General features: G+C 59.7%; 30 protein-coding genes, 1 tRNA gene and 1 pseudogene. 14 read left to right on the top strand and 18 right to left on the bottom strand.

The genetic code is table 11. The annotated features are described in order from the left end of the window. Positions 1 to 125 precede the first annotated feature (125 nt). Entirely contained in the window at positions 126 to 1,031 is a 906-nt protein-coding gene (locus tag ACLCGK_RS15495) for a LysR substrate-binding domain-containing protein (protein ID WP_410952327.1), read from the bottom strand. 98 nt (positions 1,032 to 1,129) lie between these two features. Here ACLCGK_RS15495 and ACLCGK_RS15490 point away from each other — a divergent pair, with 98 nt between their 5' ends. After that, the gene (locus ACLCGK_RS15490; protein ID WP_023662099.1) at positions 1,130 to 1,891 is read left to right on the top strand and encodes a sulfite exporter TauE/SafE family protein; all 762 of its coding nucleotides are present in this window, start codon (positions 1,130 to 1,132) and stop codon (positions 1,889 to 1,891) included. A gap of 1 nt (position 1,892) precedes the next feature. Here ACLCGK_RS15490 and ACLCGK_RS15485 read toward each other — a convergent pair whose 3' ends face one another. The 4 genes from ACLCGK_RS15485 to ACLCGK_RS15470 all read right to left on the bottom strand — a co-directional run bounded on the left by ACLCGK_RS15485 (position 1,893) and on the right by ACLCGK_RS15470 (position 6,070). After that, on the bottom strand, positions 1,893 to 3,317 hold the full coding sequence (locus ACLCGK_RS15485; RefSeq protein WP_061304096.1) for a GGDEF domain-containing protein: 1,425 nt from the start codon (positions 3,315 to 3,317) through the stop codon (positions 1,893 to 1,895). 137 nt (positions 3,318 to 3,454) lie between these two features. Further along, positions 3,455 to 5,284 carry an SLC13 family permease gene (locus ACLCGK_RS15480; RefSeq protein ID WP_039614496.1) on the bottom strand — a complete coding sequence of 610 codons (1,830 nt, stop codon included), beginning with the start codon at positions 5,282 to 5,284 and terminating at the stop codon, positions 3,455 to 3,457. A gap of 136 nt (positions 5,285 to 5,420) precedes the next feature. Next, positions 5,421 to 5,804, bottom strand: coding sequence for a glycine zipper domain-containing protein (locus tag ACLCGK_RS15475; protein WP_013973215.1), 384 nt, complete (start codon positions 5,802 to 5,804; stop codon positions 5,421 to 5,423). Positions 5,805 to 5,878: 74 nt separating this feature from the next. Further along, positions 5,879 to 6,070 carry a hypothetical protein gene (locus tag ACLCGK_RS15470; RefSeq protein ID WP_003257401.1) on the bottom strand — a complete coding sequence of 64 codons (192 nt, stop codon included), beginning with the start codon at positions 6,068 to 6,070 and terminating at the stop codon, positions 5,879 to 5,881. Positions 6,071 to 6,275: 205 nt separating this feature from the next. Here ACLCGK_RS15470 and ACLCGK_RS15465 point away from each other — a divergent pair, with 205 nt between their 5' ends. Further along, positions 6,276 to 6,626: a hypothetical protein gene (locus tag ACLCGK_RS15465; RefSeq protein WP_015270907.1), complete on the top strand. Its 351-nt coding sequence runs from the start codon at positions 6,276 to 6,278 to the stop codon at positions 6,624 to 6,626. A 176-nt stretch (positions 6,627 to 6,802) separates the two neighbouring features. Next, positions 6,803 to 7,624 (top strand): class I SAM-dependent methyltransferase, encoded by an 822-nt coding sequence (locus ACLCGK_RS15460; RefSeq protein WP_410952326.1) that lies wholly within the window; start codon positions 6,803 to 6,805, stop codon positions 7,622 to 7,624. Here the strand turns inward: ACLCGK_RS15460 and ACLCGK_RS15455 are convergent, their stop codons facing one another. The 4 genes from ACLCGK_RS15455 to ACLCGK_RS15440 form a co-directional block, all read right to left on the bottom strand. Then, entirely contained in the window at positions 7,625 to 8,392 is a 768-nt protein-coding gene (locus ACLCGK_RS15455) for an SDR family oxidoreductase (protein ID WP_410952325.1), read from the bottom strand. It abuts the gene before it with no gap. Positions 8,393 to 8,428: 36 nt separating this feature from the next. Then, positions 8,429 to 9,496: a phosphotransferase family protein gene (locus tag ACLCGK_RS15450; RefSeq protein ID WP_061551182.1), complete on the bottom strand. Its 1,068-nt coding sequence runs from the start codon at positions 9,494 to 9,496 to the stop codon at positions 8,429 to 8,431. Positions 9,497 to 9,742: 246 nt separating this feature from the next. Beyond that, on the bottom strand, positions 9,743 to 10,060 hold the full coding sequence (locus tag ACLCGK_RS15445) for an SCP2 sterol-binding domain-containing protein (RefSeq protein WP_410952324.1): 318 nt from the start codon (positions 10,058 to 10,060) through the stop codon (positions 9,743 to 9,745). Positions 10,061 to 10,116: 56 nt separating this feature from the next. Continuing rightward, positions 10,117 to 10,827, bottom strand: a complete 711-nt coding sequence (locus tag ACLCGK_RS15440; RefSeq protein WP_410952323.1) for a histidine phosphatase family protein — start codon at positions 10,825 to 10,827, stop codon at positions 10,117 to 10,119. Positions 10,828 to 11,024: 197 nt separating this feature from the next. On the opposite strand from ACLCGK_RS15440, the gene sohB reads away from it, so the two are divergent. Further along, positions 11,025 to 12,044: a protease SohB gene (gene sohB / locus ACLCGK_RS15435; protein WP_015270902.1), complete on the top strand. Its 1,020-nt coding sequence runs from the start codon at positions 11,025 to 11,027 to the stop codon at positions 12,042 to 12,044. A gap of 154 nt (positions 12,045 to 12,198) precedes the next feature. Then, positions 12,199 to 12,272, top strand: a tRNA-Cys gene (locus tag ACLCGK_RS15430). Positions 12,273 to 12,374: 102 nt separating this feature from the next. On the opposite strand, the gene ACLCGK_RS15425 is transcribed toward ACLCGK_RS15430, so the two are convergent. The 7 genes and pseudogenes from ACLCGK_RS15425 to ACLCGK_RS15395 form a co-directional block, all read right to left on the bottom strand. Then, positions 12,375 to 13,439, bottom strand: a complete 1,065-nt coding sequence (locus tag ACLCGK_RS15425; protein WP_410952322.1) for an integrase — start codon at positions 13,437 to 13,439, stop codon at positions 12,375 to 12,377. Between the two features lie 4 nt (positions 13,440 to 13,443). Then, positions 13,444 to 13,782 (bottom strand): annotated as a pseudogene (locus tag ACLCGK_RS15420) (class I SAM-dependent methyltransferase); the annotation flags it as partial. A gap of 43 nt (positions 13,783 to 13,825) precedes the next feature. Beyond that, a complete protein-coding gene (locus ACLCGK_RS15415) occupies positions 13,826 to 14,200 on the bottom strand; it encodes a hypothetical protein (RefSeq protein ID WP_410952321.1) in 375 nt (124 codons plus the stop codon). Further along, on the bottom strand, positions 14,197 to 14,529 hold the full coding sequence (locus tag ACLCGK_RS15410; protein WP_410952320.1) for a hypothetical protein: 333 nt from the start codon (positions 14,527 to 14,529) through the stop codon (positions 14,197 to 14,199). Before ACLCGK_RS15410 ends, ACLCGK_RS15415 begins: the two co-directional genes overlap by 4 nt. Next, positions 14,517 to 14,921, bottom strand: coding sequence for a DUF2591 domain-containing protein (locus tag ACLCGK_RS15405; protein WP_410952319.1), 405 nt, complete (start codon positions 14,919 to 14,921; stop codon positions 14,517 to 14,519). Before ACLCGK_RS15405 ends, ACLCGK_RS15410 begins: the two co-directional genes overlap by 13 nt. Positions 14,922 to 15,195: 274 nt before the next feature. Continuing rightward, a complete protein-coding gene (locus tag ACLCGK_RS15400) occupies positions 15,196 to 15,465 on the bottom strand; it encodes a hypothetical protein (RefSeq protein WP_410952318.1) in 270 nt (89 codons plus the stop codon). Further along, entirely contained in the window at positions 15,462 to 15,710 is a 249-nt protein-coding gene (locus ACLCGK_RS15395) for a hypothetical protein (RefSeq protein ID WP_410952317.1), read from the bottom strand. Before ACLCGK_RS15395 ends, ACLCGK_RS15400 begins: the two co-directional genes overlap by 4 nt. Positions 15,711 to 16,408: 698 nt before the next feature. Between ACLCGK_RS15395 and ACLCGK_RS15390 the strand changes: the two genes are divergently transcribed. The 9 genes from ACLCGK_RS15390 to ACLCGK_RS15350 all read left to right on the top strand — a co-directional run bounded on the left by ACLCGK_RS15390 (position 16,409) and on the right by ACLCGK_RS15350 (position 21,618). After that, positions 16,409 to 17,038, top strand: a complete 630-nt coding sequence (locus ACLCGK_RS15390) for an acyltransferase (protein ID WP_410952316.1) — start codon at positions 16,409 to 16,411, stop codon at positions 17,036 to 17,038. A 144-nt stretch (positions 17,039 to 17,182) separates the two neighbouring features. Beyond that, a complete protein-coding gene (locus ACLCGK_RS15385) occupies positions 17,183 to 17,629 on the top strand; it encodes a structural protein P5 (RefSeq protein ID WP_410952315.1) in 447 nt (148 codons plus the stop codon). Further along, positions 17,626 to 18,156: a DUF2514 family protein gene (locus ACLCGK_RS15380; RefSeq protein WP_410952314.1), complete on the top strand. Its 531-nt coding sequence runs from the start codon at positions 17,626 to 17,628 to the stop codon at positions 18,154 to 18,156. The genes ACLCGK_RS15385 and ACLCGK_RS15380 overlap by 4 nt, the downstream gene beginning before the upstream one ends. Positions 18,157 to 18,225: 69 nt before the next feature. Beyond that, on the top strand, positions 18,226 to 19,749 hold the full coding sequence (locus ACLCGK_RS15375; RefSeq protein ID WP_410952313.1) for a hypothetical protein: 1,524 nt from the start codon (positions 18,226 to 18,228) through the stop codon (positions 19,747 to 19,749). Between the two features lie 75 nt (positions 19,750 to 19,824). Further along, positions 19,825 to 20,049, top strand: coding sequence for a hypothetical protein (locus ACLCGK_RS15370; RefSeq protein WP_410952312.1), 225 nt, complete (start codon positions 19,825 to 19,827; stop codon positions 20,047 to 20,049). Between the two features lie 74 nt (positions 20,050 to 20,123). After that, the gene (locus ACLCGK_RS15365; RefSeq protein WP_410952311.1) at positions 20,124 to 20,432 is read left to right on the top strand and encodes a hypothetical protein; all 309 of its coding nucleotides are present in this window, start codon (positions 20,124 to 20,126) and stop codon (positions 20,430 to 20,432) included. After that, positions 20,422 to 20,667, top strand: a complete 246-nt coding sequence (locus tag ACLCGK_RS15360) for a hypothetical protein (protein ID WP_410952310.1) — start codon at positions 20,422 to 20,424, stop codon at positions 20,665 to 20,667. Before ACLCGK_RS15365 ends, ACLCGK_RS15360 begins: the two co-directional genes overlap by 11 nt. Positions 20,668 to 20,761: 94 nt before the next feature. After that, positions 20,762 to 21,187: an SRPBCC family protein gene (locus ACLCGK_RS15355; RefSeq protein ID WP_410952309.1), complete on the top strand. Its 426-nt coding sequence runs from the start codon at positions 20,762 to 20,764 to the stop codon at positions 21,185 to 21,187. Further along, entirely contained in the window at positions 21,184 to 21,618 is a 435-nt protein-coding gene (locus tag ACLCGK_RS15350) for a MarR family winged helix-turn-helix transcriptional regulator (protein ID WP_410952308.1), read from the top strand. The genes ACLCGK_RS15355 and ACLCGK_RS15350 overlap by 4 nt, the downstream gene beginning before the upstream one ends. A gap of 377 nt (positions 21,619 to 21,995) precedes the next feature. On the opposite strand, the gene ACLCGK_RS15345 is transcribed toward ACLCGK_RS15350, so the two are convergent. Both ACLCGK_RS15345 and ACLCGK_RS15340 read right to left on the bottom strand, forming a co-directional pair. Beyond that, a complete protein-coding gene (locus ACLCGK_RS15345; protein WP_410952307.1) occupies positions 21,996 to 22,829 on the bottom strand; it encodes an alpha/beta hydrolase in 834 nt (277 codons plus the stop codon). A 65-nt stretch (positions 22,830 to 22,894) separates the two neighbouring features. Continuing rightward, positions 22,895 to 25,294: an autotransporter domain-containing protein gene (locus tag ACLCGK_RS15340; protein WP_410952306.1), complete on the bottom strand. Its 2,400-nt coding sequence runs from the start codon at positions 25,292 to 25,294 to the stop codon at positions 22,895 to 22,897. Positions 25,295 to 25,802: the final 508 nt, after the last annotated feature.

Genomic DNA, 25,802 nt, shown 5'->3' with positions numbered 1-25,802 from the left:
CTTTGCACTGGGAAAACTGTCCACAAAAAACGTGGGTAGGTCTGTGGATAAAGTTCTGCAAGCCAAGCCCGCGGCGGGCTCTGTTAAATTGAGCAGAAATTGAACAGCCGTTTCAGGGCGTTGTTTCAGTAGGCCAGGCCGGTGCGGCGCAGGGCTGCCAGCAGGTCGCGTACCCGCGCCGGCAGCTCGCCGGCGGGGTACACGGCATGCATCTGCGGGTCCTGGCCGTTGCTGGAGGTCAGGCGGTACTGCGGGCATACCCGCACCAGCCGCCCGGCCTTGACCTGTGCTTCGCCGACCCAGGCGGCCAGGCGGGCGATACCGGCGCCGGCCAAGGTGCTGTGGTACACCGCGTCACCTGAGTCCAGGCGCAGCCTGGGCCTGGGGCGCAGGCTGGTGATCTGGCCGTCGCGGCAGAAGTGCCAGGCCTTGAGGATGCGCGGGGCAGTGTGCAGGATCAGCGCGTGGCCCTCGAGGTCCTCGGGTTGTTGTGGCGTGCCGGCCAGTGCCAGGTATTCAGGGCTTGCATACAGGTGACGCTGGTAATCCCACAGCGGGTAGCCGATCAGCTCGCTCGACTGTGGGAAGGCACCGCGCACCACGAAGTCGAACTTGCCTTGCAGCGGGTCCAGGGCCCCGTCGCTGTACTGCACGTCCAGGGTTACCTGGGGGTGGCAGCGGGAAAACTCGGCAAGTACCTGGGGCAGGACATGTTCGCCCAGTACCTGCGGCACGGCGAAGCGGATCCAGCCTTGTGCACTGCCGCTGAGCGCGGCCAGTTCGTCGGCGGCATCACGTTGCACATCCAGCAAGCGTTCGGCGTGTGGCAGCAGGCGCTCGCCGGCTTCGGTCAGGGTCACGGCATTGGCGTTGCGGTTGAGCAGTTTGCTCCCGGCGTTGTTTTCCAGGGTTTGTACCGCGCGGGTTACCGCGCTGGGGGAGCGCCCCAGGGCGCGGGCGGCGGCGACGAAGCTGCGCTTGTGCGCCACGCTGACGAACGCCTGGATTTCCCGCAGCATGTCCAATGCCATTGCCTGCTCCTCGTTGCAGTTTTCGCAATATGGCATTTCAACACAAGCGCGGCACTTTGATTAGCCTTGCAGGCGTCTTCACTGCCTGGAACCGCGTCATGATGGATATCGCTGTGCTTTCCGTGTTCGCCTTCGCCGCTGGGCTGATCGACGCCGCCGTGGGTGGCGGTGGGCTGATCCAGATCCCGGCCTTGTTCAACGTGCTGCCCACCGCGCAACCGGCGGCATTGCTCGGAAGCAACAAGCTGGCGTCGGTGTGTGGCACGGCCTTCGCTGCGCGTTCGTTCATCCGCAGGGTGACGCTGGACTGGGGGTTGATCGTGCCGGCAGCGCTCAGTGCGTTCGTAATGTCGTTCGCCGGTGCCGCCACGGTGTCGCTGGTGCCGCCCAGCGTGATGCGCCCGGCGGTGCTGGTGCTGATCGTGCTGATGGCCATCTACACCTTCTGCAAGAAGGACTTCGGCACGCTGCACAAACCCACAAGGATCGGCCGCAAGGAGCAGTGCCTGGCGGTGCTGATCGGTGGCGCGATCGGTTTTTACGACGGCCTGTTCGGGCCGGGTACTGGCAGCTTCCTGATCTTCCTGTTCATCCGCTTCTTCGCTTTGGACTTTCTGCACGCCTCGGCATCGGCCAAGGTGGTGAACATCGCTACCAACCTGGCGGCTCTGGTGTTCTTCGTGCCATCAGGCAATGTGCTGTACGCCATCGCCTTGCCCATGGCGGTGTGCAACATCCTCGGCGCGCTGACCGGTACCTGGCTGGCGGTGCGCAAGGGCGCGGGCTTTGTGCGTGGGTTGTTCCTGGTGCTCTTGTGCGTGCTGATCGCCAAGTTGACGTGGGACCTGCTGGGTGGCTAGCTCACATCGCCTGGCGTTGTGGCTCGGCCTGTTCGACGCGATTGCGGCCATGGGCCTTGGCGCGGTACAGCGCTTGGTCGGCGCGTGCCAGCAGTTCATCGAGGGTGGGGGCCGGCATGTCGGCGGCACAACCGGCCAGGCCGATACTGACGGTAATCTGCAGGGACTGGCCGGCCTGCATCACATGCAGGTCCTGCACCGCACGGCGCAGGCGCTCGGCAGTGAACTTGGCCCGATCTGGCGCCAGGCCCGGTAGGACCACGACAAATTCCTCGCCGCCCAGGCGAGCGAACAGTTCACCATCGTGCAACTGGTCCTGCAGGGTGCTGGCGAACTGGCGCAGCACCTGATCACCGACCGCATGGCCATGGACATCATTGATCGACTTGAAGTGGTCGATGTCCAGCATCATCAGGGTCAGCGGCAGCGCCTGGGCGTGTTGCTGGCGGCTTTCCAGCAGCGCGTTGGCGCGGCGGGTGAAGGCGCTGCGGGTGAGCACACCGGTGAGGTGGTCGATGCTGGCCTGATGCGCCAGGCGGGCCATCAGGCTGCGGTTTGCCTGGCTGACGCAGGCCACCACCAGCGGCCCGAGCACCAGCATGGCGATGCCCAGGCGCGCCGACATCAGTGTGGTCACTCCGGGCTCGCTTTGCGGCACGCTGAAATGCATGAGGTTTTGCGCCACCGCCACGATCAGCGTGCTGCCAGCGGTGAGTGTCAGCAGAGAAACCAGGAACGGTGAGTAAGTCCAGGCGCACCACAGCAGCGCGGCAATCGGGAAGGCAATGGCCCCGGGGCCGCCGAAGGCAATGCTGAACGCCAGCGAGGCCAGCAGCACCAGCAACGGCGCCAGGCGGATGGCCTGGGCGCCACCGCGCACCAGCGCTCGTGCCGAAGGGGCTGTCAGCAGCACTGGCAGCACCAGCACGCTGGTCGAGAACTGTTCACTGAACCAGGCCAGCCAGGTGGCGCGCAACGACTGTTCGAACCACGGCGCGGCCACTGCCGCCGCCATGCTGGCAGCCACTATTGCCCCGGCGGCACTGGCGCCGAACACGCTGAGGACGCCGTGGGGAGTACGCATCCGTCGGTGCAGGCGTGGCAAGCGCGAGAGCATCAGCCAGAGGGTGACCACCACGCCCAGGTTGCACAGGTTGAACCACAGGGCAGGCACCCAGGCGCTGCCGCACAGCAGGTCGGCGCCGACCATGGCCAGCCAGACCAGGGTAAAGCCCGTCAGCGTGGCTTGGCGGGGGTAGCGCAGTAGCACCCCAGCCAGGACCGCATTGACCGGCCAGAACAGCGACAGGGATTCGATCGGGCGGGCCAGGATGCCGCCCAGGGTCAGGGCGAAGGTCAGGCCGAGTAGAACGACGTAGTGCAACAAGCGCGATTGGGCTGGAAAAACCATGGGCTCGACCGGCAAGGCGGGAACGAAATCCAGGACAACGGCTTGAAGCACCTGGGGCAATTGCGCATAAGTGTGTTTCGTCAGGGGACTTGATGTCAATCTGCCGCGATCGGTCGAGATAATGCCAAATTGCCTTCATTCCTGGCCAAACCCTACAGCCCAAAGAACCACGGCACCATCAACACGGTCACCAGCATCACCAGTATGGTGAACGGCACGCCAACTTTGACAAAGTCAGCGAAGCGGTATTGCCCCGGGCCAAGTACCAGGGTGTTCACCGGCGATGACACCGGCGTCATGAAGGCCGCCGAGGCAGCCAGCGCCACGGTCATGGCAAACGGGTAGGGCGACATGCCCAGCTGCGTGGCGGTGCTGACAGCCACGGGTGCCATCAGTACCGCAGTGGCCGTGTTGGAGATGAACAGGCCGATCACCGCCGTGACCGCGAACAGGCAGGCGAGGATGGCGCTGGGGCCGGCACCGCCCAGCACGCTGACCAGGCCGCCCACTGCCAGGTCGATGCCGCCGGTTTTCTGCAGTGCCTGGGCAAAGGGCAGCATACCGACGATCAGCACCAGGCTTTGCCAGTGGATGGCCCGGTAGGCGCTGTTCATGTCGATGCAGCGGCCTGCGCCCATCAGCAGGCAGCCGATCAGCGCGGCAATGACATTGGGGACCGCGCCGCTGACCATCAGCCCGACCATCACCGCCAGGCTCAGCAACGCCTGTGGTGCGCGGGTGCGGGCGGGCGCGACCAGGTCGATTTCTGCGGGCAGGCTCAGTACCAGGAAGTCCTTGGGCTTGCTTTGCAACTGGCGCACGGCTTTCCACGGGCCGACTACCAGCAGGGTGTCGCCCAGGCGCAGCTTTTCTTCCACCAGCTGTTCTTCGATCGCCACCTGCTCGCGGCGCAAGCCGACAACGTTGAGGTCGAAGCGAGTGCGAAAGGCCAGTTCGAGGATGCTCTTGCCGAGCAGTTTCGAACCTGGTGGCAGCAATACCTCGGCCATGCCCAGCTCCTGGGACTGGTCAATGAAGTAGGCGGCCTTGAAGTGCAGCGGCTCCAGCTGCATGGTCTGGCACAGGCTGCGCAGGTCGTCGCGGTTGGCGAACAGGTCGAGCAGCAGCACATCGCCCTGGTGCAGCACGGTGCTGGAGTCGGCGGCGATCACCCGCGTGGTGAACTTGTGCTGGCGCTCGATACCGATCACGTTGGCGCCATGCCGGGTGCGCAGCTCCAGCTCGCCCAGGGTATGACCGATCAGCGGTGAATGGGGGCGGATGCGCAGGCGCCGTTCACGGCCATTGAGCTTGTAGTCCAGCACCAGGTCCAGCAGGGTGCGGCGGCTTTCCACGCGGCCGTCCTTGCGCACTTCGCCATTCAGCCAGTGCCGGGTCAGCAGCATGTAGCCGATGCCCAGCACCAGCACCACCAGGCCGAACGGGGTGAAGCTGAAGAAGCTGAAGCCCGCTTCGCCATGGCGTACCAGTTCGCTGTGCACCACCACGTTGGGCGGTGTGGCCACCAGGCTGAGCATGCCGCTGATCAGGCCGGCGAAAGCCAGCGGCATCATCAGGCGGGCGGGCGAAAGCTGCAGGCGTGCAGCGATGCTCAGCACCACCGGAATGAAAATGGCCACCACGCCGGTGGAGCTCATCATCGAACCCAGCCCCGCCACGGCTACCATCAGCAACACCAGCAGGCGCGCCTCGCTGTTGCCGGCCCGCTCGCTCATCCATTCGCCGATACGGTAGGCAATGCCGGTGCGCACCAGGCCTTCACCGATCACGAACAAGGCGGCGATCAACACCACGTTGGGGTCACTGAAACCGGCCAGCGCCTGCTCCACGGTGAGGATGCCCGACAGCGGCAGGGCGAGGATCACCAGCAGCGCGACCACGTCCATGCGCGGACGGTTGATGACGAACAGGGTGATGACGATGGCCAGCAGGCCAAGGACCCATAGCAGCTCTTGGTTCATGGGGAGGGGGTGTTCCTTCACACGGGGGCACGATAGACAGTAGCAGCCAGTGTGCCGGATTGTGCTGAAGGGGGTGTTGATGTACTGCAGGGTTTAAAACAAAAGGGGCCGCATTGCGGCCCCTTTGTCACTGGAATCAGTGGCGGTGACGGTGGTGCTTGCCGTTGTTGTCGCCCAGGTGGTTGCCGATGGCACCACCGGCCGCACCACCCAGGCCGGCACCCACGGTGGAGCCGGTCTTGCCGCCCACCGCGCCGCCCAGCAGCGAACCGCCCGCCGAGCCCAGGCCACCGCCAATGGCGGCTTCGGTACGGTTGCCCTTGCGTGCACCTACCGCACTGCCGGCTGCGCCGCCGAGGCCGGCGCCGATGGCCGCCCCCGTTTTGCCGCCGATCTGTTGACCGACAACGTTACCCAGAACACCACCCAGGCCACCGCCAATGGCGGCGGTACCGTCACCGGCGAAAGCGCCCTGGCACAGCAGCAGGCCGAGGGCAAGGGAAGGCAGAGTCAGACGCATGATACGAACCTCAAAGGAATCATCAGGTTAAGGTGCCGCGCAATGGGCGGCGGGCCAGGGTTGAAAAAGACGTTTCAGCGGTAGTAGCGGTCACCACGATATCGACGATAGTCGTCATCATCGTCGTCGCGGTCATGCCGATGGTGGTGGCGATGGTCACGGTCACGGTCACGCCAGCCATCGTCGTCGTCATGGTAGCGATGGCTATGGCACCCGGCAGTCAGCAGGACAACAGCAATCAGCGAAAGGCTTGCAAGACGGGTCATCACGATATAGGTCCTTGATCCGCAAAGGTTTACGGCACACCCCCTGAGACTGGAAAGGATCCATTTTGTTTCGCTGGCAGGCAAAAATTTGTCGTGCCAGCGATGAGCGGCATGCCTTGCCTGCGATAGTCACCGGCGCGCGACAATTCACTCGCGATGCTTGCCAGTGCTAGAGTCGCCTTCTTTTTTACCCTGAGGATGGAACATGCGTGCGATTCTGCCGATGGCCGCGGCGCTGATGCTGGTCGGTTGTGCTTCTGCGACCATGGAAACGGCCCGAGGCGGCAAGCCGACCGCGCAGCTCGACTCGCACAAGGCGCCAGAGCTGGTGGCCCAGTGCATCCAGTTCAGCTGGCAGGAAGAGAAGGTATTCGGCGACGACGCCAGTGGTTATCTGGAACCACGCAAGCAAGGTGGCTTCACCGTGTATACCCGTGAGGCCGAGGCGTTCGTGGACGTGTACCCGCAGGTGGGTGGGGCGCGGGTGGATTACTACGCGCAGAAGAACGACGGTGTGGCCCTGCAGCGCCGGGCGGCGGCGGCGACCTGCCTGTAGCTGCTGGCGACTTCACATGGCTGGTTGACTTGGCAGGGGCTCTGTGGGGTCGGGTGGGAGCGGGCGCGCCCGCTCCCACAGTGACCGCGCCAGCTTTACAATTTTTAGCAAGGCAGTCCTGTCGCAGGGAGATTGGTGGGGGCTAGCATGAGCCCCCACGAATCAAGGAAGACACCATGGACCGCTCACTGCAACTCAACCGCGCCAGCTGGGATGAACGTGCCCCGCTGCACGCTGCTTCCAGCGACTACGAAGTCGAACGGCTCGTCCAGCATCCCGAACACCTTTCCGAAACCGTACGCTTCGACCTGCCATTGCTTGGCAATATCGACGGGTTCAACGCCGTCCACCTGCAGTGCCACATCGGTACCGATACCCTCTCGCTGGCGCGCCTTGGTGCCAAGGTCTGTGGCCTGGACTATTCCGCGGCTTCGCTGGCCGAGGCGCGTGCGTTGGCCCAGCGCTGTGCGGCACCCATCGCGTATGTCGAGTCCGACGTCTACGCCGCCGACAAGGTGTTGCCGGCCGGCACGTTCGACCTGGTCTACACCGGCATCGGCGCGCTCTGCTGGCTGCCTCGCATCGAGCCGTGGGCGCGTACTGTCGCGGCCCTGCTGAAGCCGGGTGGGCGGTTGTTCCTGCGCGACGGGCACCCGATGCTGATGGCAGTCAACGAAGACCACCAGGACCGCCTGCAACTCGAATACCCGTATTTCGAACACGAAGAGCCGACGGTGTGGCACAACGACCAAACCTACGTCGAAACCGAGCAGCGCCTTTCCCACACCGAAACCCACGAGTGGAACCACGGCCTGGGCGAGGTGATCAGCGCCTTGCTGGCCCACGGCCTGCAACTGACCGCCCTGGTCGAGCACCAGAGCATCCCCTGGGAGGCGCTGCCGGGGCAGATGGTCAAGGGCGACGACGGTGAATATCGCCTGCGCGAGCAGCCCGCACGCCTGCCCCTGAGCTACACCCTGGTTGCAGTAAAAGCCTGATCAGGACAGGTAGCCACCGTCGACATTGAGTGCGGTACCGGTGGTGTAGCTGGAGGCATCGCTGGCCAGGTACAACACGGCACCGGCCATTTCCTTGGGGTCGGCCACGCGCTTGAGCGGGATCTGCTGCAGCGCGGCATTGAGGATGGCGTCGTTCTTCACCAGTGCCGAGGCGAACTTGGTGTCGGTCAGGCCTGGCAGCAGGGCGTTGCAGCGGATCCCGAACTGCGCGCACTCCTTGGCGAAGACCTTGGTCATGTTGATGACTGCCGCCTTGGTCACCGAGTAGATGCCCTGGAACAGGCCGGGTGAAACCCCGTTGATAGACGCCACGTTGATGATGCTGCCGCCACCATGCTCGCGCATCAGCTTGCCGGCCTCGACCGACATGAAGAAGTAGCCCCGGATGTTCACGTCCACGGTCTTCTGGAAAGCACCCGGGTCGGTATCCAGTACGTTGCAGAACTGTGGGTTGGTAGCGGCGTTGTTGACCAGGATGTCCAGCTGCCCGAATTGTTCGCGGATGCCGGCAAATACCTGCTGGATCTGCTCCAGTTCACCGATGTGGCAGGCTACCGCCGTTGCCTTGCCACCGGCGGCGATGATGGCGTCAGCCACCTGCTGGCAACCGTCGAGCTTGCGGCTGGACACGATCACATGGGCACCTTGCTGGGCCAACAGGTGGGCGATGGCCTCGCCGATACCACGGCTGGCGCCGGAAACGAAGGCAATCTTGCCGTCGAGGTCGAACAGGTGGGTCTTGGACATGCTGTTTTCCTTGTTATCCGTCGTCGAGGTCGGGGCTCAGAGGCTGGACTTGGCGATGACCTGCAAGGTCATCTGCTCCAGCAAGCGGTTCATGTGGATGAACTGGGCAAAGCGCTTGTCCTGGGTCTGGCCGTGGTAATAGCGGTAGTAGATCTGCTGGACGATGCCGGCCAGGCGGAACAGGCCATAGCAATAGTAGTAATCGAAGTTGTCCAGGCGGATGCCGGCGCGCTCGGCGTAGTAATCGACGAACTGGCGGCGGGTGAGCATGCCCGGTGCGTTGCTCGGCTGGCGACGCATCAGCTGCACTGGCGCCGGGTCGTCGGCCTCGATCCAGTAGGCCAGGCTGTTGCCCAGGTCCATCAGCGGGTCGCCCAGGGTGGCCATTTCCCAGTCCAGCACACCGATGATGCGCATGGGGTTGTCGGCATCGAGGATCACGTTGTCGAAACGGTAGTCGTTGTGCACGATGCCGGGTCGCGGGTGGTCGGCGGGCATTTTTTCGTGCAGCCAGGCAGTCACCTGTTCCCAGCGAGGGGCGTCGGGCGTCAGGGCCTTTTCATAGCGGCTGGTCCAGCCCTCGATCTGGCGCTGCACATAGCCTTCCGGTTTGCCCAGGTCGGCCAGGCCGCAGGCGTTGTAGTCCACCTGGTGCAGTTCCACCAGGCGGTCGATGAAGCTCTTGCACAGGGCCTCGGTGCGGTTGGCGTCGAGGCCCAGCTCGGCCGGGATGTCCGAGCGCAGGATAACGCCCTTGACCCGCTCCATCACATAGAACTCTCCGCCGATCAGGCTGCTGTCGGTGCAGTGCACATAGGCCTTGGGGCAGTAGGGGAAGCCGCTGTTCAGCTGGTTGAGGATGCGAAACTCGCGGCCCATGTCGTGGGCCGACTTGGCCTTCTGCCCGAACGGTGGGCGGCGCAGCACGAAGTCGCGGCCCGGGTAGCTGAGCAGATACGTGAGGTTGGAGGCGCCGCCAGGGAACTGGCTGATGCTCGGCAGGCCATCCAGGCCGGGGATGTTTGCCTTGAGGTAAGGGGCGATGACAGCCGCGTCGAGTTCTTCGCCGGGGCGTACCTGGGTGGACTGGTCGGTGAGCGTCATGCGTTTTCCTTATTCTCGATCGCAAGGACTATTGGCTAATCTAATGGTCCGCCGGGGATGGGACAAGCGTGCCAGATGCCATATAGGTGAGGGTGTTGCTGTTTGATCAACTGCCTTGATAGAGCTCACTTGTTTTTGTGGAAGTGCCCACAAGCCAGGCGGCCTTGTGCGGGCTGTTGGGCACGGGCAAAAAAAAACCGAAGCCGGTCAGGCTTCGGTTTTTCGATCATCCGCTATTTCCAACCCTCAGGACGGGAACAGCTCGCTGAGCTTCATCGACAGCATCATGTCGCCTTCAACGCGCAGCTTGCCGCCCATGAATGCCTGCGTGCCGTCGGTTTCGCCGCTGACGATACCCTTCAGGGTTTCGCTATCCATCACCAGGGTGCAGTTGGCATCTGGGTTTTCGCCTTCCTGCAGGTCGCAGGTGCCGTCCTTGACGATCAGCGCGTAGTGCTTGTCTTCGTCGGTGATGTTGAAGCCGAACACCAGGTCCAGGCCGGCGGCAGCGGATGGGTTGAACTTCTCTTGCATCTTTTTGACGGCATCAGCTACGGAGGTCATGGCGCATTCCTTATAGAGTGATTTACACGTCCCCGCAGGGACACAACAAGCCGGGCTCATCGATAGGTGACAAGCTCCGGCGCCCTCAACAGCTGCACATGGGCCTGGCTGTTGAAGGAAGCCAGTGCCACGTCGCGGCCGCGGAACTTCAGCTGGCTGAGCGACGTGTTGATGATCTGCCAGTTCAGCGCGAACGCCTGTCCGGGGGTAATACGGGTAACCAGGTGGAGCAGGGCGGCAATGGTACCGCCCGAGGTGAAGATGGCGATATTGTCACCGCTACCGGCAGCATCCAGTACGCGCTGCAGGCCGCCTTGCACGCGGGCGGTGAACGCCTGCCAGGTCTCCAGGTCATCGTCGGCATGTTCGCCATCGTGCCAGCGCTGCACCACCAGTGCGAACAGGCGCTGGAACTCGCTGCGGTGCTGCGCGCCATTACGCAGGATGTGCAGGGCGTCGGGCTCCTCAGGCAGCAGCCCGGGCAACAAGGCGCGGATCACACCATCGGCATCGAACTCATTGAATGCTGTATCGGTCTCAACAGCCGGCACCGGGCAGCCATTGGCGTGCAATGCATCCAGGGCTAGGCGCGCGGTATCCTGCTGGCGGCGCAGGTCGCCTGCCACGCAGCGGTCCAGCCTTACACCGAGCTGGGCCAGGTGCTCACCCAGAGCCTGGCTCTGGCGCACGCCCACGGGCGAGAGGACATCGTAGTCATCGGCGCCGAAGGAGGCTTGGCCATGTCGGATCAGGTAGAGGTTGCCCACGAAAGGTTCCGGCCTGTTGGAGGTTGCTGCGAGGTTAGGATGCGGCACACGGGCTGTCAACGAAAAAACATACAAGCGTTTGAAAAGGTTGTTTGAAAGGTGTTGCCAGCGTTTGCCACGGCTGGCAGCACCTCAGGCGCAACGGTATGCTTGCTACAGTTACGCGCCGTAGTGGCGCAAGTCTTTAAGGAGTCAACGTGGAGTTTCTTGCTGAATACGCAAGCTTTCTCGCCAAAACCGCCACCCTGGTCATCGCCATCCTGATAGTGCTGTCGGCCATCGCCGGGCTGCGCGGCAAGGGGCGGCGCAAGTCGGGTGGGCAATTGCAGGTCACCCGCCTGAACGAGTTCTACAAGGACCTGCGCGAGCGCCTGGAATCCGGCCTGCTCGACAAGGCCCAGCTCAAGGCCCTGCGCAAGCAGCAGGCCAAGGCGGAAAAGCGGCAGAAGAAGGGCAAGGCCGAGGAAAAGGGCCGGGTCTTCGTGCTGGATTTCGATGGCGACATCAAAGCTTCTGCCACCGAAAGCCTGCGCAACGAAATCACCGCGCTGCTCACCCTCGCCACCCCGCGCGACGAGGTGGTGCTACGCCTTGAAAGCGGTGGTGGCCTGGTGCACAGCTATGGCCTGGCCGCATCGCAGCTGGCGCGCATTCGCCAGGCTGGCATCCCGTTGACCGTGTGCATCGACAAGGTAGCCGCCAGTGGCGGGTACATGATGGCCTGCATTGGCGAGAAGATCGTCAGCGCACCGTTCGCCGTATTGGGTTCCATTGGCGTGGTGGCGCAGCTGCCCAACGTCAACCGCCTGCTGAAGAAGCACGACATCGATTTCGAAGTGCTGACCGCCGGTGAATACAAGCGCACCCTGACCGTGTTCGGCGAGAACACCGAGAAAGGCCGGGAGAAGTTCCAGGAAGACCTGGACATCACCCACCAGCTGTTCAAGGACTTCGTTTCCCGCTATCGCCCGCAGCTGCACATCGACGAAGTGGCCACCGGCGAAGTCTGGCTGGGCGTCGCGGCACTCAACCGCAAGCTGGTGGACGAGTTGCAGACCAGCGACGAGTACCTCAGCGAACGCGCGCGCAACGCCAACCTGTTCCACCTGCACTACGCCGAACGCAAGAGCCTGCAGGAGCGAATCGGCATGGCTGCCAGTGGCACCGTGGAGAACACAGTGGTGGGCTTGTGGAGTAAACTCGGCCGCCTGCGCTAACACCTTGAACCCGTTGAAATTTTTTTTCGTTCAGGGGGTTGCAAGGTTAAAGGAATGAAGACATAATGGCGCCCATCGAAACGCAGCAAACTTTGAAAAAGGTTCAGCGTTTCAAGGAGATAGCGAAGCGCAAGCTGCTAGATCCGACCCTTGAGGCCGAGTAGCAAAGTGGTTATGCTCCGGATTGCAAATCCGTCTACGCCGGTTCGATTCCGACCTCGGCCTCCACCATTCGAAAGCCCCGCAGATTAACGTCTGCGGGGTTTTTCTTTGTGCGCAGAAAACCCGGATCGTTTCCGCATCATTTGGCATCGTTTCCGCATCAGGCCTCTACTTGGTCGGGCTGACCACCTCGCCGACTCGGCGATAAACTCGCTTGGTGATTTCCTCCTTGGAGTGCCCAAGCAGCCGACTGGCGTGGCTGATGTCCTCGATCTCCGACGCCGCCTTCGGTCGGATATCGCGGAACTGGAACTGCCGAACTTTGCTGGCCAGGTCTGTATTGCCATCGGCAGTCAACCTGCGCGCAGCCCTGTCCCGCGCTTCGCTGAAGCGGTTCCTCAGCATTTCCCAGCTCATGCGCAGCCCTGAGTCGTTGGTGATGAGGCGTGAGTTGCGCACACCCTGCAGCTTTCGCCGCTCCAAAAGCGCCTCGATGAACAGGCCAAGGCCAGTCAGCTCGCCGTTGACGTGCCGCCGGATGCGCAACTTCTTGTCGGTCTTGTTTTGGTCGACCCACAGGTAGTCCTCGTCCAGGTCGACGGTGCTGAATTTCAGGGTGTCCGCAGGGCGCTGACCGGCCAGGTAAGCCAGGTCCATGGCATCCTTGAGGCCCTGGTCGCCTTCGGCGTACACCGCATCCCAGATTTCGTCGGCCGCGTAGAAGTCGCGAACCTTCTCCTTGTTGCGGCGAACTGCCAGGCATGGGTTGCGCTCGGCAAACCCCCACTCCATGGCCATGGTGAAAACGTGCGAGAGCAGGGCGATTTCCCGGTTTGCCCGGGTTTTGGCGCTGCGGGCGTCCCGGTACTGGGCAATGACCGGAGGGCTGATGGCCTCGATCGGCGCGTCAGCGAACGCTTTGCGCAGGCGCTCCAGCTCGTACTTGTTGTCCTTTTGCGTGCGCGGCGACTTGCCCGGTATGATGTCCCGCTCGTACCGGTCAAACAGCTCGCCCATCGTCGCCATCACTTTCGGCTTCGCCTTGTGCTCCAGGCGGGCCCATTCCAATTTGGCCTCAGCGAGGTCAGTCCCCAGCGGCACTTCCTGCCGCTTCCCGTCTGCATCCCTCCCGTCGTAGTAGTAACCAACCCACAGCTTGCCGCTTTTCAGCTTGCGGACCCGCCGCAGCATTCTGGGCGGCAGGTCCTTGTTAGATGCCTTCCTGTTGCGCATCCTTTCCCTCGGGCTCCAGCACGCGAAAGCACTCGGCGAAGCCCTGGCGGATGTCCTCCCGCCAGTCGCTGGTCAGCAGTCCGTACTTGGCGCGCATCCAGCTATCGACGCCGGCCCGGGTGAGGTGTGGCGGATCGAACACGACTAGGCGAAAGGTTGAGGCCTCGAAGGGAAGGCTACGGAAGTCCATCAGCACATCGGGCTCCACCTTCAACACACGGCCATCGCAGAGCAGGTGTTCTTCGTCGTGGATGTCACCGAACAGGGCTCGCTGGTCCTCTTTGTCGAACCACATCATCCTGCTTGCGCTGCAGGGGTCGAGTACCTTGGCAGCTGCGCTCATCGCGGCCCCCTGTAGATCAGGTAGGCCATGTAGGCGAGGGCGATCATGATGGGTCCTCCTGCTGCACGCCGAGCTCTCCCATCACCTCGGTGGCGATGGCAAAGCCAGGGCTCCCAAGTGGGCATTCCTTGATAATTCGGTTCAGGCCATCGATCAGATCGCGGGCCGTGCCGATCATCATGTCTGCGTCGGCGTCCATATCTAGGCCGAGGGCTTCGCCGATGCTGCCGATGGACACACAAGCATCCAACAGCATGCGCTCATTGCGCTCGGCCTCCTTGCTCAGCGCCTCGTTCTCGGCTTTGAGTTGGTCATAGGCCTCTGCCATCACGACGTCCGGCCCGTGTGGGTCGTAGCTGATCCGGTTGCCGCCCTCGGAAAGCATCTTGACGGCTTTGTAACGGTGAACTTCGGTCATTGCATCAGTTCCTTCGGCACGTTGATGGTTTCGCCGCGGGCGTTGTGCACGACAGCGCGGGCTGCAGCTTCTGCCCGGGTGTCGCCGGGCTGTCGATCTAGGGGATTCCCTGATACGCAAGCCAGCCAGGGCGAGCTGTAGCCGCGATCGATCCAGATGCCGTGCCTCTGGATCAGATACTCGCCCGCCGCGTCGTCGATGGTCTGGCCTCCCAGCGGCAGTTGCAGTTGGCCGGCCACCGCCGGCATCGGTCCGTCTACCATCTCGACAGCCCAGAGCAGCGCCTTGTCGGCGAGGTCGCAGGTTTGCACCTTTATCAGGCTGGGCATGAGATCAGCTCCTGCGGCACCTGGACGGTATCGCCGAGCTTGGCAGCGACGATTGCGCGGCAGGCGGCGATCAGGGCGCTGTCACCGGCCTGGCAAAACTCCCCCTTGTCGGTGATCACCCAGCCGGCCCAGATGTCGTCTGTGCTCTGTGGGCAATGGAGGCTGACCATGCGTTTCTCGACCAGCGGCCCGCCCAGCGCCCAGTCCTCCGACGGGTTAAAGCGCTCGGTGCGCTCGGTCGCTGCGGCGCGGTACAGGGCGAACACCCGCCACGGCACGCCGTTGTAGCCGGGCGGAGCCAGCTGCAGGTCCAGGCCTTCCGCCTTGCCTACTGCCCAGCCCAAGGCCTCGCCGGCCAGGTCTGCCGTCTTCACTTCGATCAGGTCGGTCATGGCTGCACCTGCGCCGGGTACGGAGGCTGGGTTGAGATGGACAACGAGCCGATCAGTGGAATCCGCGCCCAGGCACCAAAGTGACCGTGGCCAACGAAGTATCTGGTACCTGCCGCCATGGATGGTCCGAAGGCCGGAAGGCACAGCGCTTTCTTTGGCTTGCGCCAACACACCGCCCAACGCCAGTAGCCACACTTCAGGCTCCAGCTGGCGACCACAGCCTCTTCCTTCCCGCCGTAGCACCAGTTCAGGCCGACAAAAAGTTTTCCAATCTTCACAGCTCATACCTCTCATCAATCCAGCGCCCAGGCGCCAGAGCGGGTGTAGGTTCGGGTTGGGTTTCGTGCGGGGAGAGCTGGCGCTCGTTGCCGACCTGCAGCTGGCTGTCGGGGATGCAGCTCAGTCCATTCGAGAACTGCCAGCAGGTCACGCCGCGCTGATCGTCGTGGTAGACCTGGGCGCTGTAAGGCAGTGGCCGTGTTTCGCGTGGGTCTGCGCTGGCGCCAGTGGCCAGCAGCAGGAGGCAGAGGGCGATGCGGTTCATACCGGCTCACCATTGACCGAGTAGCCGTAGTTGCAGACATCAAAGAATGCTTGCTGGGCTTCTTGAGCGATCTCTTCAGGAGTTGAGTCATCGTCCATCTCAAACTCAACGTCTTCGCCGCCCGTACCCGCGGGCTTGAGGCATGGTTCACGTTCGACACTGAGGCTTCGCGCTTCGGCTTCAATCGCGCGATCGGGAAGCCGAACGGGACCATCATTGGTGCGCCGACCGCCTTTGCCACTCACGGCCGCTTCAAGGGCAACACCAACTACATTCTCACCCAGGCGCGTGATACGGATGAAGTCACGCTGTTTGCGGTGGTGCGTGCGCTTGTGGCCCCGACATCCAATGCTGACGGGGTTACCCCCGTTTCTACCTATCGAGGAAACTCAGTAACCCCTGAGTTTCCAGGGGCATCTGGGGGGGCAAACATTTTTCTGCGAGCCAACTCTGTAATCAGTGCCGGGATCTCTAGATCTACAAACGGTGTGTATGACCTGGAAATGGTTAATGCCGTAGGTGGCAGCCCAACATCTTGGAGGCTACTGTGCGCGAAAGCTAAAAGTGGAAGTCCTTCCAAAATAATGGATTTAACTAACTCAGTTTCTATGGTGGGGGCTAACCTGACAAAAAGGGTTCTATCCGATTTGATGTTCAGGATCGGAAGCTCTACTGTTGATTATCTGGGAGAGTCTGATATTTCTGCGGTTGCAATTTATTCTTCATACCTAACTGATTCAGAGATAAATGAAGTTGCCTCGGCTATGCGAAAAAGAACGTCAAGGCTGGGTCTCGCTGTATAAGTCTCAATGCCCGTATGTCATGTGGCATGGTTTGGTATTTTGATATATAATCGCCAGCTTTAGTTGCGGATTACGGAAGGTCGGCGGTGAAGGTAATAACGAAAATACAGAATTATTCCGACGACAACGGGAATGTGATTATGTCGTCATCTGTTTTTGAGTCAGGCATTAAGGTTGTTTTTCGAGGTAAAAATAACAAGTTGGAGATTCATCGGCAGGCATCATTGGAAGATGTTGTTGTGGTTTTTGATTGCGATGATGCTGTTTGCATTATCGGCAAGAACCATTTTCGTGGAACAGTACGACTTGGGCTTGGGTGCACTGTTAAAATCGGCGCCGGTGTGACCTGTACGACTCCAGCTTACATTTCTACTGCTGAAAAATCTTCCGTTCTGCTTGGTAATGACGTGATGATTGCAGGTGGCGTGGAAATCAGATCGGATGATGGGCATCCAATATTTGATGTTGTTTCCAGAAAGAGGATAAATCTTCCAAAAGATATCGTTATCAAGAATCATGTATGGCTAGGAGCCTCGTCTAAGATTCTCGGCGGCACTGTCCTAAAGGAAGGCTCGGTAGTTGGTATAGGCAGCATTGTTAAGGGTAAATTCCCAAATAACTGTGTGGTCGCTGGTGTCCCAGCAAGGGTTGTAAGGAAAAATATTGCATGGGAAAGGCCGCACCTCACCTTGGCACAGCCATTCTATAAGGACGATCCTGATCTAATACCTACGACACCCTACTGGAACTTGACTGAAGATCAGGAGTGATTCTTTAGTTGGTGATTTATTTTCAAGTGGTTTGGCCGTAGAGGATTATCTTTGGGTGGGTGGCATAAGCGTCACCCTTCTTAATAACAGTCGCAAGTCGAAACGCCCGCCTAGCTGCGGGTATTTTTTTGCTTGGAGAAACCTATGACAACTCCCCGTGGTGTTCGCAACAACAACCCCGGCAACATTGATTTCAACCCACGGAACGCTTGGCAGGGCCAGATCGGCGTGGAGGTAGGCGTGGCCAAGTCGCGCTTCGCCCGATTCGACCAGGCCGAGAACGGCATACGCGCCTTGGGCAAGCTTCTGCTCAACTACCGGGGCAAGGACGGTATGCCCGGGGTTGGGCGCCCAGGAATCGACACCCCGCTGGAGTTCATCAGCCGCTGGGCCCCATCTAGCGAGAACAACACCCTGGCCTACGCGCAGGCCATCGCCAAGCGTCTCGGCGTGGGTATCCGCGACTCCATCGACATCTCCAAGCCGAAGGTGCTGCGTGAGGCTGTGGTCGGCATCATCGTCCACGAGAACGGCGGCAATCCGTATTCGCCGGAGATCATCGACGAGGGTGTGCGGCGGGCGCTGGCATGAACTGGCTCGGCGCGGTACCGGCCTGGTGCTGGTGGTTGATCGCGCTGGTGCTGGTGGCTGGAGGCCAGGAAATTCGCGTGGGAGCGGGAAAATCTGAAGCGGCCACCGCCCGCGGCGAAACGGAGGCGGCGCGAACCGAACTGGCCGACTACCGCCTGGTGGTTTCCGAGCGCGACCGTCGCGCCGCCGCCCAGGCCAGAACTGAAGAACAGCGCCGCCAGGCTGTGGCGGACGAAGCCGGAAGGAAAGCAGATGAGAAATACACCGATCTTGAGGGAAGGACTGTTGCTGCTGAGTCTCGGGCTGACGGCCTGCGCGGCGAAATCGCCCGATTGCGGGATGGCCGCCGAGCCACCTGCAATACCATCGCTACCCAGCAGCGCCAGGCAGGAACCTCTGCCGTCGTGGTGCTCGGGGGATTGCTTGAAGAGTCTGACCGAATGGCGGGAGATCTCGCGAAAGCGCTTGAGCGGAGTCGAATAGCGGGATTAGCGTGCGAGTCGATCATAAAAGGAATTAACAGATAGCCGTTCATAGCTAGGTTCGCTATATTCAGCCAATGGATTTTGTTGTCAGTCTTCAGCATGGATGTGGAAATGACTAGAAACATTTTAATTCTTGGTACTTCGAATTCGCTGCTGAAGGGAGGGTGGGTCGATGGTCTTCGAGAGGCGCTTCCCGGCTGGAATATCCAAAATCGCTCAATAGGCGCATCGCCTGGCATTCAGTTTGCTGCATCGTTAAATACCGATTTCTCCAGTTTTGACTACGTCTTTTTTGATAGCGTTCCAAATGATGAGGAGTATCAGTATCTCAATGTGGGCTATAGTGATATAGAGTTTAGTACTCAGATATTGTTTGATATTTTCTCTACGATCTCAGCTAAAGCTAATTTAATTGTTTTGGGTATATGCAATAAGAGATTTCTGGATAGAGAGTCCGAGGTTTACTCGCTGCGTCGATATCTTGCAAGCGCCTGCGGCGCCGACTTCATAGATGTCCGAGAACTATTTAATAGTTTCTCAGGCTTTTTTGCTGAGCGTGGAGGCTCGCGCGACCTGTACGAGGATCATCCATCTCACCCTTTAGCTAAGCACATGTTTTTCCTTGGAGGGTTGATAGGCGCGTGTTTGAAAGGTGCTCCTGCTCCAGTAGCTAAAGGTGGTAAATGTTATAAAAGTAAGTACTTGGCATGGGATGCATCTATGGTCAATGGTTCTGCTCACAGAGTTGTGGAGCGGAGCAACAGCCTGCTGAGTGAGAGATTTGTCCTTCTGGAGGAAGGCGAGAGTCTGTCGTTTGAGTTAGGGATGCGCTGCATCGGTCTCTACGTGAACTACCGTGGTACCAACGCCGTTGCGACATTGAGCGGGCAAGGGTCTGTAAGTTTGGACATCAATCTCTTCAGTGGGATTGACGACAGAGTTCTGAAATTATTCGTTCCGATACCTAATGGAATAGATCTAACAAGGGTTTCGGTAAAAGCTGATGCCGCAAATGACTCATATACGCCGATGATGTTTAAGAGGTCTCGCGGCGAGCATGGGACTAGCCAGGCCCAGATTTCACATGCGGTATTTGTTGACAAGGATTACGATAGTTTGTTTGATTTTTCAGCCATCTCAGCTGGAAAACGTCCTCCAAGAAGCAGAGTCATGAGTGCGCTTTATTCCAAGATGGAGTCCGAGGTTGATGTGAAAGTGCAGTCAGAACCGAAAACTGGACTTGTTGATAACTTTGGCAGGTACATCTATTTCGACGCGATTTATAATCGATGCCTTGCAGTAAGTGTGGAGCGAAAGACTGGCAGATCAGAAGGCCTTTGGCCCGTTAGCATCCAGGAGGAGAACGGTTCAATTACATTGTTCGCTGAAGTAGGGTCTGACCGATTTAAGCTGTCTGTATTTCAGGGCGGAATTGCATTGTCGAAATCAGTTCTTCTTGGATTGGTTGCAGAGGGCTTGAGCTTTTTGGGAACTTCACTGCAAGCCTCTGAGGTCAATGAAAAAAGATTTACACTCAACTGCGGTGGTAAATTTCTATCTTGTCAGCCCGATGGGGCTATAGTCTGTGACAGGACTAAGGCGAGAGATTGGGAGGAATTCCAATTCTGCCGATGATGCCATCAGCCCATCAGCAAAATCGCCTCCAGCCGACCCGCGTGTTGCGCGAGGATCGGCAGATTGGGAGGAGTATTGGACAAGCGTACCTTTATCGGGATGGTCGAGGCTGGCGAGCCGCTGATCCAGCAGGCCATCGACGCCATGCGGGAGTACCACAAGGCCCAGGACCGTGGCGCGCCGCCTGAAGAGGTCGAGCGCCTACGCTTGCTGGCTGAGTCGCTATTCCAAGTTGTCTCCGATTACCAGCTTCGCGTAATTGCCACGATGCGCGGCAAGGAACTGCCCCCGCTGCACTGATCCGCTGACCGGCAGTTGCCCAGGTGCTGCCTTGGTGGATACGATGCTGTATCGATATACAGTATTGGTGCAGCATGTACTTTCTCCTCGTTCGGCGCCGCGTGAATGGCGTGGCCATCCCTCCCGATCAGCTCAGGAAGATCCAGCCCCTGCGGGCTGACATCCACATCGGTGACCACCACAGTGAGCCGCTGGGCCGGGTTTCGACCCAGGCTTGGGTGTTCAACCCATCGCCCGGGCCCGACATCATCCCCCGGCTGCAAGACGCCAAGCTCAATGGCATGGCCCAGCTCGGTCTCAACATCAACGGGGTTGAGGAAATCGACGGCGCCCTTTATGCCCAGTCATGGTGGTGCCGGGCGGTGGGCGATTATGGCAACTGAGCTTCCGCAGGCCTGGTTGGCCGAGCTGAACGACCAAAGCGCTCTGGTGAGCGATCCTGACGGGCGAGCTGCTGTGCTTTGCGAAATGGCCTTCGCTGCCCATCGCCGCCAAGAGGTCGGCGACGATGAGCTATCTGACATGCTTGAGTTCGCCGAGGCAGCGCGGCTATGGGCGCTCGAGCATGATCAATCAGGCGGCCCACTTGGCGTCTGTGTTCTGGCTTTTAGGAGATGAATGCCGCTGGTAGGGGCCAGAGTGTTTTCCTACTAGCCTATGATTGTAAATGCATTTACTATGTGGCTTCGATAAGCGATCCAGGGAATGAGTCGTGCAAATCAAAGCGTCCGTTGAAATTAATGCTGAGCCTGATCGCGTTTTCCGCCTGTATCAGGACGCTACCCGTTGGGTAGACTGGGATCCAGAGGTGGCGGCCGCGAGTTTGCCCGATGGTCTAAAGCTTGGGGCTAAGGGGTGGCTGAAGCCCAAGAGCGGACCTAAGGCCAACATTCAGATCGTGGAAGTGACGCAAGGCCTGTCATTTTCGGTGCAGACCAGGTTGCCGTTGTGCCGCATGTGGTTCGGTCACAGCTTGTCGTCGAGTAGTGGATCAACTGTTGCAACCCACTGGGTCGAATTCAAAGGCCCTCTGAGCTTTTTGTTTCGATATTTGGTTGGCAGGTCGATTCAGGCTTCGTTGCCTAACACCATGCTAGGCCTCAAGCGAGCTAGCGAAACCCGAGTGAGTGCTCCATGAGTACAGGTAGTTTGGGCACTGACGAAAATTGGAGTGGTTCTGCCTACGCAGGACCGAGCAGCAGCCCAGGGTTCCAACTGTGGCGCGAATTCTTGGATTGGCAGCGACAGCTCAATGCGCTCTTGAAACCCCTAGGGCTCACTCAGCCGCAGTTCGCGATTCTAGCTGTGTGCGGTTGGTTGGTGCGGAATTGTGAGCAGATCACTCAACATAGTATCGCGAGCTTCACCGGCATGGACCGTATGCACATCTCGCAAATCGTATCTCGCTTAGAAAAAGATGGACTTGTCGAGAAACGGATAGACCCTCAAGATCACCGCGCGAACCTGCTATCACTTAGCAAGGAAGGGCTTGCTAAGTTGCGCGTCGCGATGCCGGTTGTTGAAGCGTTCGACATAGAGTTCTTCCGTAATGCCGCGTGCCGAGACTGAAGGGACGAAATTCGCCGGAGTATCGAGTAGCAATATAAGCAAGGGAAATGGCCGGCAGAACGCCGAAGAGGGGCGGCAGGGAGCGTGGGACAAATTTGGGACATCGAATGTCCCAAATGATGATGAATCAAAATGCAGGAAAATGAGTGAAATCCCAATTGATACAAGGGGTTGAGCGATTTGATTCAATAAAATAGCAGGTTGAGACCGGATTGCAAATCCGTCTACGCCGGTTTGATACCGACCCCGGCCTCCACCGTTCAGAAGCGCCGCAGATTAACGTTTGCGGGGTTTTTATTTGCGTGCAGGAAAGTCCAAAGTCTCAAAACTTCCTCACTTGGATGGCTTGAAACGATCCCGGCGCCAGGGGGCGGCGATCAATTAGATGAGGTGTCGCGATCGACGCTAGTGCATGGGATTGGGGCGCGCAGCATGTAAGAGTCAATGCCCGCCAGTACAGTAGCATGGTCACCGGATAACGAGATGACTTGGACGCAGCGCAGCCTGTCGTCTTGCGCATAGCCACGCGTGAGCGCGGGGGCAATATTGCGGTCATTGTTGGCACTGAAGTGCCGTTGGGGGATGTTGGCGAGTTTGGTAATTTCGGCCATCGGGTCAAGCGACCCCGCCAGAGGCGAAAAACCATGATACCTAACCCAAGCGGTAGGGTCCAGGTTACCGGCAATACTTTGGACTTGGCTGACATCATGGCGGCGCTCGGCAATTAACAGTGCAATTGTTGCCCCCCCTGAATACCCGATGAGCTCTACAGATGTGGCACTGTACCGCTGTACGAGCTGCTCAACCACGGCATTCATTGCCTCGACAACCGGTGGGCTGAAGCGGGAGTCGGTCCAGAAAGCTCTGTTACAGGCCGGGCTCATGATGAACTGGCACGGTCTAGCCAAATAAATGCCTGGATATCGACCCATTGCTAGCTTCGCCACCGCGAATGAGCGTGGCGTGGGGTCTAGGCTAGGTTGGCTACTGGTTGCCCACGCATGACCGTCGCCTTCGATGTAGAAGGTCAACCGACTGCCAGGTTCCAGGTTGGCGGGTATCACAGCCTGAATCGGAAATTCGACCGCGTTGATGACTGTAGTGGTAGCCCCGCTGGCCTGGGCCCATTGCACCAGTTTTTGCTGCGGGCTTGTACAGCCAGCCAGTAACATGAGTGGCAATGCTGTAACGGTGAAAAGGCGCGGCAGCATCGGTCAGTTTCCATGGCACGTCAGCCCGCCCAAGGGCGGGCTGATTAGTTTGCAGGCTTCTGGGGTCAGAAGTCGTAGCGCACCTTCGCGGTGAAGGTATCTGCATCGAAGCCTGTCTTCAGCAGGCGCTCGTAGCTACCACCGATGGTCACTGCACCCAGCTTGTAGTTGGCGCCAACGCCCACTTCGTAGCTGTCGCGGGCCGGGGTAACACCTGTGGCCACGAAGGAAGTGCCACCCAGTGTAAACACCGACGTGGTGCTTGATTTGTCGCCGATGAAATCGTGGTAACCCATCAGCTTGAACTCAGGCTCCAGGGTGCCTTGTCCCAGGTCGAACGAGCTTGCCACACGTACACCTGCGCCGAGCTCGCCCACTTCCAGGCGCTGGTCGCCGGTTTTGAGTGCCGCTGAAGAGCCATGCTCCGAGAACCCGTCGATGGACAGGTTTGTATAGCGGGCTGTTACTCGCGGCTCTACCAGCAGGTCGTGGTCGAAGTGGAAGCCATAACCTGCCATGACGTTCAGGCCGATCATGTCGCTGTCGTAGCTGCCCTTGGCCGTGGTGCCAGAGATAAAACGCTTCGAGTCGTTGCGCCCTTTGCCATACGAGAGGCCGCCGTCGATGAAGTAGTTGCCTTCAGTCCAGGTGCCGTAGGCGGTCAGGGTGTTGTTCTCGACATCGGTTTTGTTGCCATTGTCAGACTGCACATTGGACTTCACGTAGCTGTACGCCACACCCAGCACAGTGTTGTCGTTCAGGTTGTGGTCGGCGCCCAATGCAAGGCCACGGGAGTTGGCATCGTAGCCGTCAACCCCCGAACGCACATCCTGGTTGGCCTGGCTGGACAAGATCTGGAACCACGCCCCGGAGCCCGACAGCATGTCTCCCGAAGATTGGCCTGCGCGAAGGTTGCTGGAGCGACTGCTGATTGCATTGTTGATCAGTGTGATGCTCGAATTGGCTGCCGAAGCCGCACCGCCATTCACTTCAGGAGTCAGTTGCTTGGCAACGTTGGCGATGGCTTGAGCGTCGGATCCCGCGGCGATCAGTGCTTTGAGCACGGCGTCATTAGGGTTGCTCTGAGCCAGCAGTTCGGCGACAGACATGAAGGATTGGGCTGCTCCCTGGACGCTGAGGTCGCCGCCGCCGGCCTCGATGACACTGCCGGTTTCTTCGTTGCCTACGCCGGTTACCTTGATGTTCAGCGTGCCGTCAGCCAAGGTTGAGCTGTCGACCGTCAGCAGTGCCGAGCTGCTCTTGATTACCACGTCCGGGGCAATGGTCAGCGTCTTGGCGCTGATCAGATCGTAGTTGGCGCCACCTTGGGCAAAGTCCGAACCTTTGGCGTTGATCACCACCGTCGAGCCGCTGGCCAGATCGGCGGCGCCGGTTACGGCCAGCACAGGTGTGTTTTGCTGGGTTTCTGCGCTCAGTGGCAGGCCCAGCGTTGCACCTTGCATAAGGTTGAAATTACCGTCCACTGTGGTGTGCGTCGCCGCCAGCGTCAGGGTGGCATTCTCGCTGACGCGCAGTCGATTAGCTTCGATCAGGCTGGCGTCGATCAGGCCGTTGCCCGCGACCAGAATGCGGTCGATGCCATTGATATTGCCCACGATGCTGGAAAGCTCGCTGCTCTGCGATTCGCCGATGTTCAGGTCGACCTTGCCACCGCCACCATAGATGGCATACCTGCCGCCCTGGATCAGGCCGGAGTCGGCATTGATCTGCAGGCGTTCATTGTCGACTGTCGGGAGGTTGTAGGCACTGGGATCCATCGAGAACTGGTCAATATCGATACCGATTTCCCCCCCTCGGATGGTGCCGGTGTTGGTGATACCTTTTTCTGGATTGGTGAAGTTCACACCGTCCACCAAGATGCCGCGCCCCGAGAGGCCATCGGCGCTGACACCGATGATATTGCCCGCATTGTCGATACTCTGGATGGACGACGGCAAGCTATTTTCGTGGTCTTCATCCTCGTGGTCGCCGTTGCGAGTGCTGTCCAGGTCCAGGCCAACCCCCTCACCGGAAATTACGCCATCGTTCTGAACCACGCCACCCAGCACAGCACCGGCAAGATGCAGGCCGGTAGACCCTTCACCCACTGCCTTGATCGTCCTGTTTTTATCGTTGATGAACGAGCCGGCCATGACCTTGTAAAAGTCCGGGCGGGGTTTCTGCTCGATGGTAAAAGCGCTGGAGTCGATACCGCTGGCCGTCACGTCGGCCGAATTGGTGATCGTCCCGTTGTACAGCCCCGCATTCTCAGCTTCCCTGTTGCCTACTACGACATCAAGCAAATGCAGACCTATCGAATCTTCTCCACTTCCGCTGACCGGGGACGAGTTGGTGAACCCGTTCTCAAAATTTTGGTTGGCAATCACTTTGCCATCGGAGGCGTGAGCGGCGGATGCGTAGGCGACGGAAACAGCAACCGCCAACAGGCTCTGCTTGAGATACATTTCAATCCTTATTTTCACAGCTGGGTGCAAGCGTGGAAGGTCAACGTTGCAGCGCGGCATGGTGGCGTCACGCTCTGCAGACGGCGGGCAATGTACATGGCACACCGAAATGATGTCAAATAGACATCATTGATTTAAGCGCTCTATTCCGGTGGTTTCGGCTTTCGCTTAGGTAGACGAGATCTCTTTCTGCTCGGTAAAGCGAACCCGGATTGGGCGGTGATATGGCAAGGCCAAAGAAGTGAAGGTTACCGATTTGGCATACCACTCCTCACCCGAAAAAATGTGCATTTGCATCGGTTGCAGAAAAATCGCTTTATCAAGTAGTTATGAAATGGCTTCGAAGGGGCCTATTTTCGATTCCAAAACTGAAACGGCGCCCCTTGCAGAATGCGGCATGTGGTCGTGCCGTTTCTTCTTTGTTTTGGAATCGATTTCGCCGTTGACGCCGCATGGATAGGGCGCTCATGCCACGGTCTTGAAAACCGCTGACCAGTCGCGAAAATCA

This window comes from Pseudomonas sp. S1(2024), from assembly GCF_046557535.1.
This window is presented reverse-complemented; position numbering and strand designations above follow the sequence as displayed.

Bases quoted from the DNA above. Each gene is read 5' to 3' on its own strand.
- ACLCGK_RS15365 (WP_410952311.1), top strand. From the start codon at position 20,124: ATGTACTTTCTCCTCGTTCGGCGCCGCGTGAATGGCGTGGCCATCCCT.
- ACLCGK_RS15385 (WP_410952315.1), top strand. From the start codon at position 17,183: ATGACAACTCCCCGTGGTGTTCGCAACAACAACCCCGGCAACATTGAT.
- ACLCGK_RS15445 (WP_410952324.1), bottom strand. From the start codon at position 10,060: ATGACCTCCGTAGCTGATGCCGTCAAAAAGATGCAAGAGAAGTTCAAC.
- ACLCGK_RS15375 (WP_410952313.1), top strand. From the start codon at position 18,226: ATGACTAGAAACATTTTAATTCTTGGTACTTCGAATTCGCTGCTGAAG.
- ACLCGK_RS15345 (WP_410952307.1), bottom strand. From the start codon at position 22,829: ATGCTGCCGCGCCTTTTCACCGTTACAGCATTGCCACTCATGTTACTG.
- ACLCGK_RS15495 (WP_410952327.1), bottom strand. From the start codon at position 1,031: ATGGCATTGGACATGCTGCGGGAAATCCAGGCGTTCGTCAGCGTGGCG.
- ACLCGK_RS15390 (WP_410952316.1), top strand. From the start codon at position 16,409: ATGTCGTCATCTGTTTTTGAGTCAGGCATTAAGGTTGTTTTTCGAGGT.
- ACLCGK_RS15480 (WP_039614496.1), bottom strand. From the start codon at position 5,284: ATGAACCAAGAGCTGCTATGGGTCCTTGGCCTGCTGGCCATCGTCATC.
- ACLCGK_RS15350 (WP_410952308.1), top strand. From the start codon at position 21,184: ATGAGTACAGGTAGTTTGGGCACTGACGAAAATTGGAGTGGTTCTGCC.
- ACLCGK_RS15405 (WP_410952319.1), bottom strand. From the start codon at position 14,921: ATGACCGACCTGATCGAAGTGAAGACGGCAGACCTGGCCGGCGAGGCC.
- ACLCGK_RS15425 (WP_410952322.1), bottom strand. From the start codon at position 13,439: ATGCGCAACAGGAAGGCATCTAACAAGGACCTGCCGCCCAGAATGCTG.
- ACLCGK_RS15410 (WP_410952320.1), bottom strand. From the start codon at position 14,529: ATGCCCAGCCTGATAAAGGTGCAAACCTGCGACCTCGCCGACAAGGCG.
- ACLCGK_RS15475 (WP_013973215.1), bottom strand. From the start codon at position 5,804: ATGCGTCTGACTCTGCCTTCCCTTGCCCTCGGCCTGCTGCTGTGCCAG.
- ACLCGK_RS15415 (WP_410952321.1), bottom strand. From the start codon at position 14,200: ATGACCGAAGTTCACCGTTACAAAGCCGTCAAGATGCTTTCCGAGGGC.
- ACLCGK_RS15400 (WP_410952318.1), bottom strand. From the start codon at position 15,465: ATGAACCGCATCGCCCTCTGCCTCCTGCTGCTGGCCACTGGCGCCAGC.
- ACLCGK_RS15380 (WP_410952314.1), top strand. From the start codon at position 17,626: ATGAACTGGCTCGGCGCGGTACCGGCCTGGTGCTGGTGGTTGATCGCG.
- ACLCGK_RS15340 (WP_410952306.1), bottom strand. From the start codon at position 25,294: ATGTATCTCAAGCAGAGCCTGTTGGCGGTTGCTGTTTCCGTCGCCTAC.
- ACLCGK_RS15470 (WP_003257401.1), bottom strand. From the start codon at position 6,070: ATGACCCGTCTTGCAAGCCTTTCGCTGATTGCTGTTGTCCTGCTGACT.
- ACLCGK_RS15450 (WP_061551182.1), bottom strand. From the start codon at position 9,496: ATGACGCTCACCGACCAGTCCACCCAGGTACGCCCCGGCGAAGAACTC.
- ACLCGK_RS15455 (WP_410952325.1), bottom strand. From the start codon at position 8,392: ATGTCCAAGACCCACCTGTTCGACCTCGACGGCAAGATTGCCTTCGTT.
- ACLCGK_RS15360 (WP_410952310.1), top strand. From the start codon at position 20,422: ATGGCAACTGAGCTTCCGCAGGCCTGGTTGGCCGAGCTGAACGACCAA.
- ACLCGK_RS15465 (WP_015270907.1), top strand. From the start codon at position 6,276: ATGCGTGCGATTCTGCCGATGGCCGCGGCGCTGATGCTGGTCGGTTGT.
- ACLCGK_RS15490 (WP_023662099.1), top strand. From the start codon at position 1,130: ATGATGGATATCGCTGTGCTTTCCGTGTTCGCCTTCGCCGCTGGGCTG.
- ACLCGK_RS15460 (WP_410952326.1), top strand. From the start codon at position 6,803: ATGGACCGCTCACTGCAACTCAACCGCGCCAGCTGGGATGAACGTGCC.